This is a genomic window from Streptomyces sp. NPDC091377 (genome assembly GCF_044757045.1).
Lineage (GTDB): Bacteria > Actinomycetota > Actinomycetes > Streptomycetales > Streptomycetaceae > Streptomyces.
The window spans coordinates 496005-509475 of sequence record NZ_JBIVUE010000004.1 but is presented as its reverse complement, the minus strand read 5'-3'; the positions used below and the strand labels follow the sequence as shown (position 1 = coordinate 509475).

The following is a 13471-nucleotide window of genomic DNA, read 5'->3' as shown; positions in this document are numbered from 1 at the left end:
CGCCCTCGCCCACCACCGCCACCACCACGGCCAACCCGCCACCAGCCTCGCCTGGGGCTACTGGAAACACACCACCAAACTGACCGGCCACCTCAGCCACACCGAAGTCCGCAAGGTCACCCACGGCGCACAAGCCCTGGAGACCAGCCACGCACTCCACCTCCTCGACACCTCACTCACCACCGGCCAACCCCACCACCTCTGCCTCCCCCTCACCCCCCACACACTCCGCACCACCCAAACCACCCAAACCACCCCTTCACTCCTACGCGACCTCACACCACACCCCACCCGACGACGCACCGCCGCCACCGGTACCGGCCACGGCTCCGCACTCGTGGAGCGGCTGAGCGCGCTGCCGGACCCGGCTGACAGGCACCGCCTGGTCCTCGATCTGGTCCGCACACACGTCGCGGCCGTCCTCGGCCACGGCAGGGCCGACAGCGTGGATCCCCAGCAGCCCTTCAAGGACTTGGGGTTCGACTCCCTCACCGCCGTCGAGCTGCGCAACCGGCTCACCCATGCAACCGCCCAGCGCCTCCCTGCCACCCTCATCTTCGATCACCCCACCCCGGAGGCCCTCGCCGGTCGGATCCTTCAGGATCTGGTGCCGGCGTCCGGGAGTTCCTCACTGCGGGTGATCGAGGAACTGAACACGCTGGAGGCGGAGTTGCAGCAGCTGACTCCCGACCACGAGGAGCGGGCCAGGATCACCCTGCGGCTTCAGACGCTGTTGTCGAACTGGAACGACGCGCGGCCGGCCGAGACCGAGGCCGCGGACGTGGGCGACCGGATCCAGGAGTCTTCGACCGAGGAGATCTTCGACTTCATCGACCGTCGGCTGGGTCGGGCCGACGGTGTGGACAGCGCCCCGTCCGGCGGTCGCTGAACCGGCGTCCCTCCCCCAAGACGAACCGCCCCGGTGCCGAGAGGGCACCGGGGCGGTTCGTCTTGGGCGCTGTCGATGGAAACTTGGGCGCTGTCGATGGAATGAGGGGGCTGTGGGCGGCGGGCAGGAGGGAGGGGGGAAGGCTCGCTACTGCGTCTTTCGCAGTACCGCTGCCTCTTCCGCGCTCAGTGGCGGCCCGCTCAGCGGCGGCCGTGCGGGGCCCTGGCGCAGGGCGGTGAGGAATTCGGCGGTTTCCAGGTGGGCGAGGGGTGCGGTCAGGGTGGTGACGGCGGTGAGGGCGTCGCACACCCGCTGGTTCACCAGTGACGCGCTGGTCACGAGGTCGGCGAAGCCCTGGCGTCGGGCGGCCTGGGTGGTCAGGCGCGGGTCGCTGACGTCGGCCCGGTTGTCGGGGTAGCACAGGTCCTGGGAGGCGGAGAGCAGCCATGGTGCGTCGGTGGCGGCGGCGATGGCCTGCTGGGCGGTTCGGGCCAGTCCCGGTTTGAGGCCGCCGGCGCGGCGCAGTGTGGTCTCCAGGGCGTGGGCGGAGCGGGCCGCGACGCTCATGCCGTGTCCGTGGATGGGGTTGAGGGAGACCACGCAGTCGCCAAGTGCCACGAGTCCCTCGGGGTGGCGGGTCAGCCGGTCGAGGTGGAGTCGGCGGTTGAGGGTGCTGCGGGTCGTGCGGACGGGGGTGAGGGGTTCGGCGGCGTCGATCAGGTCGGCGATCAGGGGGTGCCGCAGGGTGCGCGCGAACTCGCTGAAGCGGTTCTCGTCCGTGGTGGGTTCGCCGCCTCGGGTGCCGGAGAGTGTGATGATCCACCGGCCGTCCTCGATGGGGAGGAGCAGGCCGTTGCGGCCTGGGCGGCCGGTGCGGTGGTCGGCGTAGACGCTGACGACGGGGAAGGGCCTCGGGGCGTCGGCGGGGGCGCGGAACACGCGGGTGGCGTAGGTGAGTCCCGTGTCGACGCTTTCCTCGGTGACGGGTGGCAGGCCCAGCCCGCTCAGCCAGTGCTTGAGGCGTGAGCCGCGGCCGGTGGCGTCCACGACGAGGTCGGCGGGGAGTTCGCGGGTGGTGCCGTCCTGGGTGCGGACGCGGGCGCCGGTGACGCGTTCGCGGTCGCCGGTCAGGTCGTGTGCCTCGGTGCCCTGCATGACGTCGACACGTGGGTCGCTCAGTACGGCGTCCCGTACGGTCCGGTCGAGCAGGGGGCGGCTACAGGTGAGGGCGTAGTGGGAGGCGGGGAAGCGGTGCTGCCAGCCGTAGGCGCTGTAGAGGAGCATGTCCTGTTTGACGCCGATGCGGTGGGTCCCCGCGTCACGCAGGCCGTCGAGGGTGCCGGGGAGCAGGGCTTCGATGGCTTCGGCTCCGCCGGACCAGAGGATGTGTGCGTGATGGCTCTGGGGGACGCCTTTGCGGGGTTCCGGTCGGTCGGGGTAGGTGTCGCGTTCGACGACGGTCACCTTGTCGACGTGGTGGCGCAGGGCGCCGGCGGCCAGAGTGCCGGCGAGGCCGCCGCCGAGCACTACGGCGTGCACTGCCTCTCGCGCGTGTGGTGTTGCTTCGGCCATCCCCGATCCGCCCTTTCTCATGGTCCGGTACCGGGCGGTCGACGTATGCCGCCCGGCTCACCTTGCGGGGCGCGGCTTGGGGGTGACTTGCCGGTTTCTAAAGTCTTTCGCGGCTTCGTGGGGGATGGTCGAAGGGCTTACGCTACGGGCCTGTTCGGCAGGTCCGAGTCCGGAAGGGTGCTCTCGTGCGGGATTCGTCCATGCAGGTCGGAGTCGATGTGAGCCGGTGTGTGGCGTCGGGCATGTGTGCGCTGCTGGCGCCCGGTGTCTTCGACCAGGAGGAGCGTACGGGTCAGGTGGTGGTGCTGGAGCGGCATCCGTCGGTGGAGGACTGGGACGCGGTGGAGGAGGCGGAGCGTTCGTGTCCGGGGCAGGTCATCCGCTTCGGTGCGGGGGCTGCCCGGGGTGAGGGCCGGTAGGTGGGCGGGCCGCGGGCGCGTTAAGTGGAGGCAAGGGCGGCTTAAGCGGGCTGTCGGAGGCTGGGCGAAAAGGCGTGGACCGGTGTGGTCGGCGCCGCCGTCGCACAGCGGTTCTCTCCGGGCGCGGCGTGGGCGTACGAGGGTGCGCCGACGTGTGTGGGTCGGGCGTGGCGGGGTTGGGCGGGGCGTTGTGTTCCGTGCTTCACCGTCGTGGTGCGGGGCGGTCCGGCGTGCCCTGGTGTTGTGTCACCTGCCGGTTCCGTCCGCCCGCCGTGCCGGATTCGCCGGTCGCGGGGGCAGGCCGAGAGGGGAACGCGAGATGTCGGAGACGCTGTCCACGCCGCCGCGGCGGTTGCCGACCGAGCGCACGCGCCCGCTGGATCCGCCCGAGGAGCTGGGTCGGCTGCGGGAGGAGGAGCCGGTGAGTCCGCTGCTGTATCCGGACGGGCATGTGGGCTGGCTGGTGACCAGTCATGCCGCGGCCCGGAAGGTGCTCAGCGATCAGCGGTTCAGTGCGCGCGGTGACTTGAAGAAGGTGCCGTTCGAGTTGCCGTCGGGGGGTCGGCCGTGGGAGACGGTGCCGCCGGGTTTCTTCATGCACATGGACCCGCCGGATCACACGAAGTACCGGCGGTTGCTGACCGGGCAGTTCACGGTGCGGCAGATGAAGGCGCTGGAGCCGCGGATCGCGCAGGTCACGGAGGAGCATCTGGACGCGATGGAGCGGCAGGGGCCGCCGACGGATCTGGTGCCGTCGTTCGCGCTACCGATTCCTTCGCTGGTGATCTGTGAGTTGCTGGGTGTTCCGTACAGTGAGCGGCCTCGGTTCCAGGATCATTCGACGACGGTGATGCGGATCGGGTCGTCCCACGAGGAGGTGGCGGCGGCTTTCGGGGCGATCTACGGGTTGATCCATGAGTTGGTGCAGCTCAAGCACAAGGAGCCCGCGGATGATCTGCTGAGTGGTCTGATCGCCAGTGGTGAGCTGGACGACGCCGAGCTGACCGGGGTCGGGATGCTGCTGCTGATGGCGGGGCACGAGACGACGGCGAGCATGCTGTCGCTGGGTACGTACGCGCTGTTGCGGCATCCCGATGAGCTGGCGCGGCTGCGGGAGGATCCGGAGCTGTTCGGCAATGCCGTGGAGGAGTTGATGCGGTATCTGACGATCGCTCAGTTCGGGGTACCGCGTACGGCGTTGGAGGATGTGGAGCTGGAGGGCAGGCTGATCAAGGCCGGTGACGGGGTGACGGTGTCGCTCGCGGCGGTCAACCGTGATCCGGAGCGGTTCGAGGATCCGGACCGGCTGGATGTGGGGCGTTCCACCTCCGGGCACATGGCGTTCAGTTTTGGTATTCATCAGTGCATCGGGCAGCAGTTGGCGCGGGTGGAGATGCGGATCGCGTATGCGGCGCTGTTCCGGAGGTTCCCGGGGCTGCGGCTGGCGGTGGACGCGGATGAGGTGCCGCTGCGTTCGCAGGCGACGATGTATGCCGCGCAGCGGCTTCCGGTGACGTGGTGAGGGGGCCGGTGGTGGCTGGGTGCCGGGCGGTCGCGGTGCGGTCGGGGTGCGGGCCGGTGGCGGTCGTCGCGGTTGTCGTCGGGCGGGGAGGTGGGGCGCGGTGCTGGTTCTGAACGGGTCTTCGGTGCTGCGGGTCGCGGCGGTGGGTACGGCGGTGCCGGGCCCGCGGATCGACAACGCGACGCTGGGGCGCAGGATGGGTCTGGGTCCGGCGTGGGAGCAGTGGGCGGAGGCGTTCATCGGTACGCGGTTCCGGCATCTCGCGGTGGATCTGGAGTCGGGTGAGCCGCGGTTCTCGCTGGCGGATCTGGGGGAGACGGCGGGGCGGCGGGCGTTGGCCGCGGCGGGTCTGGAGCCGTCGGACGTCGATGTGATGGTGATGGGCACGGCCATGCCGGACATGCTGATGCCGACGACGGTGAATGTGATCGCGGACCGGTTGGGTATCGATCAGGTGCCCACGTACCAGTTGCAGTCGGGGTGTTCGGGCGCGGTGCAGGCGCTGTCGCTTGCGGCGTCGCTGTTGTTGTCCGGGGGGCATCGTACGGCGCTGGTGCTGGGCGGTGATGTGTCTGCGAAGCTGGTGGACCCGGACATGGACGCGGCGGCGCTGCCGCCGGCGCAGTTGGTGAATCTGGTGCTGTTCGGGGACGGGGCGGGTGCGCTGGTGCTCACCACGGAGCCGTCGCCGGGTCCGGTGTTGCGGGCGGTGTTCACGCGGCTGGTCGGTCTGGGGCGGGAGCCGGGGCAGACGCTGGACTGGTACGGGGCGAGCCGGCGTTTCGACGGTCCTCCGGTGAGTGAGGACTACAAGGCGATCGAGGAGGCGGTTCCCGTGCTGGCCGCCGAGTCGGCGGAGGAGTTGCTGGACGGACTGGAGTGGAAGCCCGCCGATCTGTCGTATGTGCTGCCGCCGCAGTTGTCGGGTCGGATGACGGCGCGGATCCGGGAGCGGATGGGGGTGCCGGAGGCGCGGGAGGTGTCCTGCGTGGAGGAGACCGGCAACAACGGGAACGCGCTGGTGTTCTTCCAGTTGGAGCGGCTGTTGTCGCGGCTGGCTCCGGGGGATCGGGCTGTCGGGGTCGCGATCGAGTCCAGTAAGTGGATCAAGTCGGGTTTCGCTCTGGAGGCGGACTGACCGGTCCTGGTACGGCTGTACCGTTCCGCCCCGTGTGTGTCGGCGCCGCGGCCCTGTTCTGGGGTCGGGGCGCCGACGCGTGTGTGGGGGAAACCGCTTTCGACGCCCGGTGATATATGGTTTTCATGAAACAGTGAACAGCAGTCCCGGTGCGTTCGGCCATCTCGCAGGCGTACGGCACATCGGTACACATGACGCGGAGGGATGCGCGGATGGCGGTCGCCCCGGACGACGCTCAGCAGGACACCGGCCAGGACCTGGCGGTGAGCCGCTTCATCGAGCAGTTCGCCCTCAGCATGGCGGGGCTGGGCTTTCCACGGATGGCGGCGCGGGTGTTCGTGGCCGTTCTCATCTCCAAGGACGGGCTGACCGCCGTGGAGCTGGCGGGGCAGCTGAGGATCAGCCGGGCCGCGGTGTCGCAGGCGGTGCGTTATCTGATGCAGCTGGGGCTGGTGGAGCGGCAGCGTGAGCCGGGGCAGCGGCATGATCACTACCGGGTCGTGGACGGTATGTGGTACGAGATGTTCGCCCGTCGCGACGAGGTGTTCCTGCGGCTGGAGGACAATCTCGCCGACGGGATCTCCGCGCTCGGCGGTGAGAGCCCGGGGGCCGCGCGGCTGGACGAGACGCGGCGGTTCTTCGAGTTCATCCGGGGCGAGGTGCCCAAGCTCATGGTCCGCTGGCGCGAGTCACAGGGTGCGGCTCCGGACGACGGGTCCTGAGCAGGCGGGGGGGCCGTGGGCGGGGCGGCTGCTTTAGGCGGGGGGCCGTGGGCGGGGCGACTGCTTTAGGCGGGGGGGGGGCGAGGGCGGGGCGGCTGCTTTAGGCGGCGGCAAGGTGGCGCCAAGCGGGCGCGGTGAGGCTGGGGCGCCCGCCCGGGTGTGCGGTGTCGCGCCCCCGGGCGGATGCCCGCGAAGCCTCGCCTGGAGGGTGTGATCCGTGTCCACCGCCCCCGCTCCCCCGCCCGCCGCCGACCCCGTGGCCGACCTGCACCGGTCCGGCCGGCTGCTCGCCGAGTACCGGCGGCTGCCGGCCCTGCTGCGTGGGCTCGGTGATGACGAACTACAGCGTGCGGGACGGTTGTTGACGCGGCTGTCCGTGGACGAGGTGCTCGCCCGGCACCCGGAGCAGCCGGTCGTGTCGGTCGCGGTCACCGGGCACGGGACGGTGGCGGGTCTCGTCCCGCCGCTGACGGCGCAGTTGGCCCGGCACGGGCTGCTGCTGCGCCCGCACGTCGCCGATTTCGGCGGCTGGCTGTTCGACCTGGCCGACCCGGCGAGCGAGGTGTACGCGGCGGGCGGCGATCTGGTCGTGTGTGTGCTGGACGCCGACGTGGTGTTCGACGAGGTTCCCCGGCCGTGGCGCCCCGAGGACGTGGCGCGGGTGCTCGCCGAGAAGGTGCGGCTGCTGGACAGACTCGCCGCCACCCATGCCTCCGCGGGATCGGGCACGCTCGTGTACACCACGCTGCCGCTGCCCCGTGAGTTTCCCGCGCAGTTGGCGGACCACCGCTCGCGAGCCCGGCTGGGCGCGCTGTGGCGGGAGGGGAACGCCCGCCTGCTGGGGCTGATGGAGGAGCATCCGGGGCTTGTCGTGCTCGACCTGGACCAGTTGCTCACCGGTCCGGCCGCGCTGGGCGACGCCCGTCTGGCGGCGTACACGGGGACGCCGTACACCCCCGAGCTCACCGCCGCTCTCGCCCGGGAGCTGGGGCATCTGGTGCGCGGCCGGTCCGGCCGGGCGAAGAAGGTGCTGGCCGTTGACCTGGACGGCACGTTGTGGGGCGGGGTGCTGGGCGACGACGGCCCGGAGGGCATCGAGGTCGCCGGTGGTCGCCGGGGCCGGGCCTTCCGGCGTCTGCAACGCGCGCTGGCACAACTCGCCTCGCGGGGTGTGCTGCTGGCCGCGGTCAGCAAGAACGATCTGGAGCCGGTACGGCAGGTGCTGCGCGAGCACCCGGAGATGACGCTGCGCGAGGACGACTTCGTGCGGGTGGTGGCCAACTGGGAGCCCAAGCACGGGAATCTGCGGGCCCTCGCCGAAGACCTCAATCTCGGCCTGGACAGTCTGGTGTTCGTGGACGACAGCGCCTACGAGTGCGGTCTGGTCGCCCGGGAGCTGCCCGAGGTGACCGTGCTGCACCTGGACGGCGATCCGGCGCTGCACACCGAACGGGTGCTCGCCGACGGCTGGTTCGACGTGCGGGACGTCACCGAGGACGACGTACGGCGCCCGGCGCGCTACCGCGAGGAGTTGGTCCGCAAGGACTTCCTCGACTCCTTCGCCTCGCTGGACGACTACCTGCGCGAGCTGGAGGTGCGCGTCGAACTGAGCGCGGCGGGCGCGCCCGACACCGCCCGCCTCGCCCAGCTCACCCAGCGCACCAACCAGTTCAACCTGACGACCCGCAGGCTCCAGCAGGACGAGATCCGCGCCCTGGCCGGCTCGCCGGAGCACCTGGTCCTCGCCCTCCGCTGCGGTGACCGCTTCGGGGACAACGGGCTGGTGGGGGCGGTGTTCGTACGGACCGGCGGACCGGTGTGGCACATCGAGAACTTCCTGCTCAGCTGCCGGGTCTTCGCCCGGGGCATCGAGCAGGGCTGTCTGGCCGCGCTGCTGGAGCACGCCCGCGCCGCCGGCGCCGAAGCGGTCGAGGCGCGCTATACGCCGTCCGCCAAGAACGGCAAGGTCAAGGACTTCTATCCACGCAACGGCTTCGCACCGTCCGGCCACGCCGAGGACGGGTCCGTCGTGTTCCGTCACACGCTGCGGCGGATCACGGCGGTGCCCGGTCATCTGGACCTGACGGCGCACTGGAAGCGGGAGGGAACACCATGAACGACGTCTCCGAACTGAAGGAGTTCACGCTCGTCCACGCCCGGGCACTGCACCTGCCGCCCGCGTTGTACGAGGGGGTGCTGGAGCGCGTCACCAACGACGAGGACGGCGCGCCGGGGTCGTGGGCGGTGGAGTGGTCGGCGACGGCCGCCGCGCTGGCCGCGTCCGGTGAGCTGCTGCCGGCCTTCCTGTGCTCGGCCATGGCCCGCTTCCCGTTCGTCGACGGTCCGGCGCGGCATGCGGCGTACGAGCAGGCCCGGTCGGTGTTCGACCGGTGGCGGGCGCCGCACCCGGACATCGAGCGGGTGCGGGTGAAGCTGCCCGGTGGTGAACTGGCCTGCTGGGCGGGCGGTCTGTCGGCCGCGGAGCCGAAGCCGCTGCTGCTGGTGACGGGTGGGATCGTCAGCGTGAAGGAGCAGTGGGCCCCGGTGGTGCTGCAAGCGGCCCAGCTGGGGATGGCGGTGGTGGTGACGGAGCTGCCGGGTGTGGGTGAGAACACCCTCGTGTACGACCGGGAGAGCTGGCGGATGCTGCCGGCCGTGCTGGACGCGGTCGCGGACCGCGCGGACGTCTCCCGCACCTACGCCCTCGCGAACAGCTTCGGGGGCCATCTGGCGCTGCGTTGGGCCGGGCAGGACCCGCGGTTGTGCGGGATCGTGACGTCCGGGGCGCCGGTCGGGGTCTTCTTCACGGACGGCGACTGGCAGCGTCGGCTGCCGCGTGTCACCCGGGACACGCTGGCTCGTCTGACGGGCGTCGGGCCGGGCGACGGCACGGCACTGGGTACGGTGCTGGCCGACTGGGCGCTGACGCCGCAGGAGCTGTCCGCCCTGGACATTCCGGTCTGCTACTCGGCCAGTTCGCGCGACGAGATCGTCCCTCCGGGCGATACGGCGCTCCTGCGCCGGCATGTACGGCGGCTGAGCTTCAACGAGTTCGACGACGTGCACGGGGCTCCGGCACATGTCCAGGAGACCGTGCGGTGGACGTTCGGATCACTGCTGGCGATGCGGGACGGCGCTGCGCCGTCCTGAGCGGGTCCGCGCGCGGTGCGCTGGCGTAGGTGGGCGGTGTGCTGCCGTGGGTGGGCGGTTCGCCGCGCGGGTGGGCGGTGCGCTGCCGTGGGTGGGCGGTGCGCTGGCGTGCGTGGGCGGTGCGCTGGCGTGCGTGGGCGGTGCGCCGCGCGAGTGGGCGGTGCGCCGCGCATGAAGAGCCGTCACCGGGACCGCGTCGGGGGAATGCCGTGGTCCCGGTGACGGCTGGTGCCGTCGCGGCCGGCCCTCAGTCGGGGGATGTCACTGAAGGGCCACATCGCGGCGGCGGAACAGGGCGGTGCCCGCGGCGGTGAACACCGCCGTGATCACCAGCAGGACCAGCAGGGGAGTGAGGGTGAACTCGCCGCCCGGCAGCCCGGGCACATGGCTGAACGGTGAGAGGTCGAGCACCGCCTGCGGCAGGTCCAGGGTCGAGCCGATCTGGCTGATCAGCAGGCACACCGCGAACACCGCCCAGGGCAGACTGACCGCGAGCCGGGGCAGGGAGCCGAAGGCGAGGACCGCGAACGACGCGAGGACCAGCACGGCCGGCAGACGTACCAGCGCGGCCCCGACGAGGGAGCCGAACTCCGCTCCCATGTCGCCGGTGGCGAGGCCGTAGCCGACGGCGGCGCTGATCCCGGTGAGCAGCATGAGTACGGTGACTCCGGCGAGCGTGACGACCAGATGGCCCGTCATCCAGCCGAACCGGCTGGTCGCCGTGGACAGCACCGTTTCCATTCCGCCGCTGGTCTCCTCGTTGCGCATCCGGTTCAGGGACTGGACGGCGAAGCCGGCGACCGCGAGGCCCATCAGGCCGATGGTGGCGGAGAGGTAGGCGTCCAGCAGGGAGCCGGTGCCGCCGAGTTGCTGGATGATCTCGGCGGTGCGCTCGCTGTCGCCGATCAAGTCGTTGATCTCGTCGCCGACGATTCCGAAGGCGAAGCTCATGACGGACACGCCGACGGCCCAGCCGGCCAGCGAGCCGCGGTGCAGGAACCAGGCGAGACCGGTCGGGCTGAGCAGGGCGGGGGTGGCCTCGGGCGGGCGGGGCTGGACCGCGCGCATGCCCATGCCGACATCGCGGATGCGGGTCAGGCCGAACGCCACACCGACCTGGACGACGAACGCGGCCAGGGGCAGGGCGAGCACCCACCACTGGTCCTCGTCGAAGGGGCGCAGTTGCTGGCCCCAGCCGATCGGGGAGAGCCAGGAGGGCCAGGCGCTCTCGACGCGCAGTCCGCCGTCGGTGGTGCGCCCGGCCACATCGCCGACGGCGCGCAGCATGAACGCCACACCGAGCGCGGCTGCCGCGGCGCCGTTGGCGGCGCGGGCGCTCTCCCAGATCTGGGCGGTGATCGCGGCGACGCCGGCGAAGGAGACCCCGACCGCGCCGATCGCGGCGCCGGCCGCGAAGGAGGAGCCCAGGGGGAGCCCCGCCGAGGACAGTCCGAGGGCGCTCACGACGGCGAGCGCCACGTTGGCCAGGACGGCGAGCAGCAGGGCCGCGGTGAGGGCCGCGTGCCGGCCCACGGCGGTGGAGCCGATCAGCTCGGAGCGGCCCAGCTCCTCGTTCTGGCGGGTGTGGCGGATGACGGCGAGGATACTCATCAGACCGGCGGCCACGAGTACGAGCAGCAACGACTGTGTCATCGCGGTGGCGCCCTCGCTGGCGCCCGAGACCAGGCCGCTGAACACCAGCGAGGCCGGGTTGTCGGCGGCGCTGATCTGGGCGGCGATCCGGTCCTTGTCGGTCTCGTACAGGCCACTGATGCTCGACGCGGTGGCCGTCTGGACAAGGGTCAGGCCGAGGATCCACAGGGGCAGCTGGATCCGGTCCCTGCGCAGGGCGAGCCGCAGGAGATCGCCGGTGCCGGCGAAGTAGCGGCTCATCGCCGTGCTCCGGCCGGTTCGCGCTGGGCGTGCACCTCGTCGCCGTAGTGCCGCATGAACAGCTCTTCCAGGGTGGGCGGGGTGCTGGTGAGTGACACGATGCCGAAGTCGGCCGCGTGGCTGATCACGGCACCGACCTTGCCGCTGTCCACGGTGAAGCTGAGCCCGTCGGCGCCGGAGTGCACGTCGTGGACTCCTTCGAACCGGTCCAGGCCGGTCAATTCGCGCTCGGTCTGGACGGTGACCGAGACACGGGTGAGGTGGCGCAGTTCCTTCATGGAGCCGGACTCGACGGTCCGGCCCTCGCGGATGATGCTGACGCGGTCGCACAGGGCCTCTGCCTCGGCGAGGATGTGGCTGGACAGCAGCACGGTCGCGCCGGCCCGCTTCAGGTCGAGCACACAGCTCTGGAAGACCGACTCCATGAGCGGGTCGAGGCCGGAGGTGGGCTCGTCGAAGATGAACAGCTCCACGTCCGACGCGAGCGCGGCGACGAGGGCGACCTTCTGCCGGTTTCCCTTGGAGTAGGTGCGGAACCGTTTCGACGGGTCGAGTTTGAAGCGCTCCAGCAACTCGTCGCGGCGCTGCTTGTCGATGCCGCCGCGCAGCCTGCCGATCAGGTCGATCGACTCGCCGCCGGAGAGATTCGGCCAGAGGTTCACGTCGCCCGGGACGTAGGCGAGCCGGCGGTGCAGGTCCACTGCCTCCTGCCAGGGGTCGCCGTCCAGCAGCCGCACCTCACCGGCGTCGGCCCGCAGCAGGCCGAGCAGCACCCGGATGGTCGTGGACTTGCCGGCGCCGTTGGGCCCCAGGAGGCCATGCACCTGACCCTGCTCGACCGTCAGGTCCAGGCCGTCGAGGGCCCGAACCTGGCCGAACGTCTTCACTAAGCCTGCTACGGCAATAGAGTTCGTCACTGTCACAACATATCAAACTTCCATGATGTTGTGAAATCTGCGAAAACTCGTGGCCGGGAGGAGCCCCGCTCCGCTCCTCGACGGGACCCGGCGTCACCGACGGCCCGGTCGCCCCCTCGCGCCGCACCCCCCGCGACCGCCCCGCAGAACCGAGGACTCCGGTAGCCCGATCAGCCCGCCCAACAATGCCATTCCCCTGCCCGTGACCAGCGGTTTTGAAGCTATTCTTAGGGGATTTTTAGGGGGGTTAGGGGCTTTCGAGGGCCCTCTGATTCCTCATAACCTGCACGCGCAACGGAACAACAGCCGGCCCACCACTCGGAGGTCGCCAGCAGTAGCACATGAACATGGTTCCGGTAAAGGAACAGCAGCGGACACAGCATATTTTTCACGGGGGTTGAGTTCGTGCGATACGACATTCTCGGACCGGTTCGAGTGACCGACAGCCGGGGCAGCAAGTTCGTCAGTGCCAGGAAAATGCAGGTGCTCCTGGTCCTTCTGCTCATCCGCGCCCGACAGGTGGTCTCCATCGACGAGGCGATCGCCGAAATCTGGGGGGACAACCCTCCACGCCGGGCCACCGCGGGCATTCACGTGTACATCTCCCAGCTCCGCAAGTTCCTCGCGCAGCCCGGCAGTCGGCACAATCCGATACTGACCAGGCCGCCGGGGTACCTCTTCCACCTGGGCGACGACCAGTTCGACGTCGCCCGGTTCCAGGAGCTGCTCCATCAGGGGCGCCGGCACCTCAAGGACGGCCGGCCGGAGAGTGCTGTGGCGGCCTTCGAGACGGGGCTGTCCCTGTGGCGCGGCCCGGCTCTGGGCGATCTGTGCGACGGGCCGGTCATCGAGGGTTTCGCCACCTGGCTGGAGGAGACCCGGCTGGAGTGCGTCGAGTTGCTCATCGAGGCTCAGCTCAGTCTCGGGCTGCACCGCGAACTCGTGGGCCGGCTGGCCTCCCTGACGTCCGAGCACCCGCTGCGCGAGACGTTCTACCGTCAGCTCATGCTCGCCCTGCTCCGCTCGGAACGGCAGGCCGACGCGCTGCGCACCTACCAGCAGGCCAGGAGCCGGCTCAACAAGGAACTGGGCCTGGAACCGTGCCGGGCGCTGCGCGATCTGCAGCAGGCCATCCTGATCGCCGACGAACGGCTGGAACTCCCGCACACGGCATGACGCGTCTCCCCGACGTCACTCGGGCGGGCGGAGCCACCACGGCTCCGCCCGCCCGAGCGGCGTCTCGGCCTGG

Annotated in this window: 11 protein-coding genes; 8 read left to right on the top strand and 3 right to left on the bottom strand. The window is 70.7% G+C overall.

Annotation, left to right across the window (positions count from 1 at the left end; genetic code table 11):
- Window positions 1-889: phosphopantetheine-binding protein (locus tag ACIQNG_RS12510; RefSeq protein ID WP_401484435.1), on the top strand; the 889-nt coding region annotated here is incomplete at its 5' end.
- Window positions 890-1036: 147 nt separating this feature from the next.
- Here ACIQNG_RS12510 and ACIQNG_RS12505 read toward each other — a convergent pair.
- Window positions 1037-2461 carry an NAD(P)/FAD-dependent oxidoreductase gene (locus ACIQNG_RS12505; protein ID WP_401484433.1) on the bottom strand — a complete coding sequence of 475 codons (1425 nt, stop codon included), beginning with the start codon at window positions 2459-2461 and terminating at the stop codon, window positions 1037-1039.
- A 200-nt stretch (window positions 2462-2661) separates the two neighbouring features.
- Here ACIQNG_RS12505 and ACIQNG_RS12500 point away from each other — a divergent pair, with 200 nt between their 5' ends.
- The 6 genes from ACIQNG_RS12500 to ACIQNG_RS12475 all read left to right on the top strand — a co-directional run bounded on the left by ACIQNG_RS12500 (window position 2662) and on the right by ACIQNG_RS12475 (window position 9412).
- Window positions 2662-2880 carry a ferredoxin gene (locus ACIQNG_RS12500; protein ID WP_401426356.1) on the top strand — a complete coding sequence of 73 codons (219 nt, stop codon included), beginning with the start codon at window positions 2662-2664 and terminating at the stop codon, window positions 2878-2880.
- Between the two features lie 319 nt (window positions 2881-3199).
- A complete protein-coding gene (locus tag ACIQNG_RS12495) occupies window positions 3200-4402 on the top strand; it encodes a cytochrome P450 (RefSeq protein ID WP_401426354.1) in 1203 nt (400 codons plus the stop codon).
- Window positions 4403-4502: 100 nt separating this feature from the next.
- Window positions 4503-5540 (top strand): 3-oxoacyl-ACP synthase III family protein, encoded by a 1038-nt coding sequence (locus tag ACIQNG_RS12490; protein WP_401426351.1) that lies wholly within the window; start codon window positions 4503-4505, stop codon window positions 5538-5540.
- 212 nt (window positions 5541-5752) lie between these two features.
- Window positions 5753-6262, top strand: coding sequence for a GbsR/MarR family transcriptional regulator (locus ACIQNG_RS12485; RefSeq protein WP_401426348.1), 510 nt, complete (start codon window positions 5753-5755; stop codon window positions 6260-6262).
- Window positions 6263-6479: 217 nt separating this feature from the next.
- Window positions 6480-8378 (top strand): HAD-IIIC family phosphatase, encoded by a 1899-nt coding sequence (locus ACIQNG_RS12480; protein WP_401484431.1) that lies wholly within the window; start codon window positions 6480-6482, stop codon window positions 8376-8378.
- On the top strand, window positions 8375-9412 hold the full coding sequence (locus tag ACIQNG_RS12475) for an alpha/beta fold hydrolase (RefSeq protein WP_401484429.1): 1038 nt from the start codon (window positions 8375-8377) through the stop codon (window positions 9410-9412). Before ACIQNG_RS12480 ends, ACIQNG_RS12475 begins: the two co-directional genes overlap by 4 nt.
- Before the next feature lie 261 nt (window positions 9413-9673).
- On the opposite strand, the gene ACIQNG_RS12470 is transcribed toward ACIQNG_RS12475, so the two are convergent.
- Together ACIQNG_RS12470 and ACIQNG_RS12465 are read right to left on the bottom strand one after the other, a co-directional pair.
- The gene (locus ACIQNG_RS12470) at window positions 9674-11305 is read right to left on the bottom strand and encodes an ABC transporter permease (protein ID WP_401484427.1); all 1632 of its coding nucleotides are present in this window, start codon (window positions 11303-11305) and stop codon (window positions 9674-9676) included.
- On the bottom strand, window positions 11302-12222 hold the full coding sequence (locus ACIQNG_RS12465; protein WP_401484425.1) for an ATP-binding cassette domain-containing protein: 921 nt from the start codon (window positions 12220-12222) through the stop codon (window positions 11302-11304). The genes ACIQNG_RS12470 and ACIQNG_RS12465 overlap by 4 nt, the downstream gene beginning before the upstream one ends.
- Window positions 12223-12627: 405 nt before the next feature.
- Here ACIQNG_RS12465 and ACIQNG_RS12460 point away from each other — a divergent pair, with 405 nt between their 5' ends.
- Window positions 12628-13398, top strand: coding sequence for a BTAD domain-containing putative transcriptional regulator (locus ACIQNG_RS12460; protein ID WP_401426337.1), 771 nt, complete (start codon window positions 12628-12630; stop codon window positions 13396-13398).
- Window positions 13399-13471: the final 73 nt, after the last annotated feature.

What these genes read in the sequence shown, in the direction of transcription:
- ACIQNG_RS12505 (WP_401484433.1), bottom strand. Translation starts at nt 2,461, where the DNA reads ATGGCCGAAGCAACACCACACGCGCGAGAGGCAGTGCACGCCGTAGTG.
- ACIQNG_RS12500 (WP_401426356.1), top strand. Translation starts at nt 2,662, where the DNA reads ATGCAGGTCGGAGTCGATGTGAGCCGGTGTGTGGCGTCGGGCATGTGT.
- ACIQNG_RS12485 (WP_401426348.1), top strand. Translation starts at nt 5,753, where the DNA reads ATGGCGGTCGCCCCGGACGACGCTCAGCAGGACACCGGCCAGGACCTG.
- ACIQNG_RS12475 (WP_401484429.1), top strand. Translation starts at nt 8,375, where the DNA reads ATGAACGACGTCTCCGAACTGAAGGAGTTCACGCTCGTCCACGCCCGG.
- ACIQNG_RS12470 (WP_401484427.1), bottom strand. Translation starts at nt 11,305, where the DNA reads ATGAGCCGCTACTTCGCCGGCACCGGCGATCTCCTGCGGCTCGCCCTG.
- ACIQNG_RS12495 (WP_401426354.1), top strand. Translation starts at nt 3,200, where the DNA reads ATGTCGGAGACGCTGTCCACGCCGCCGCGGCGGTTGCCGACCGAGCGC.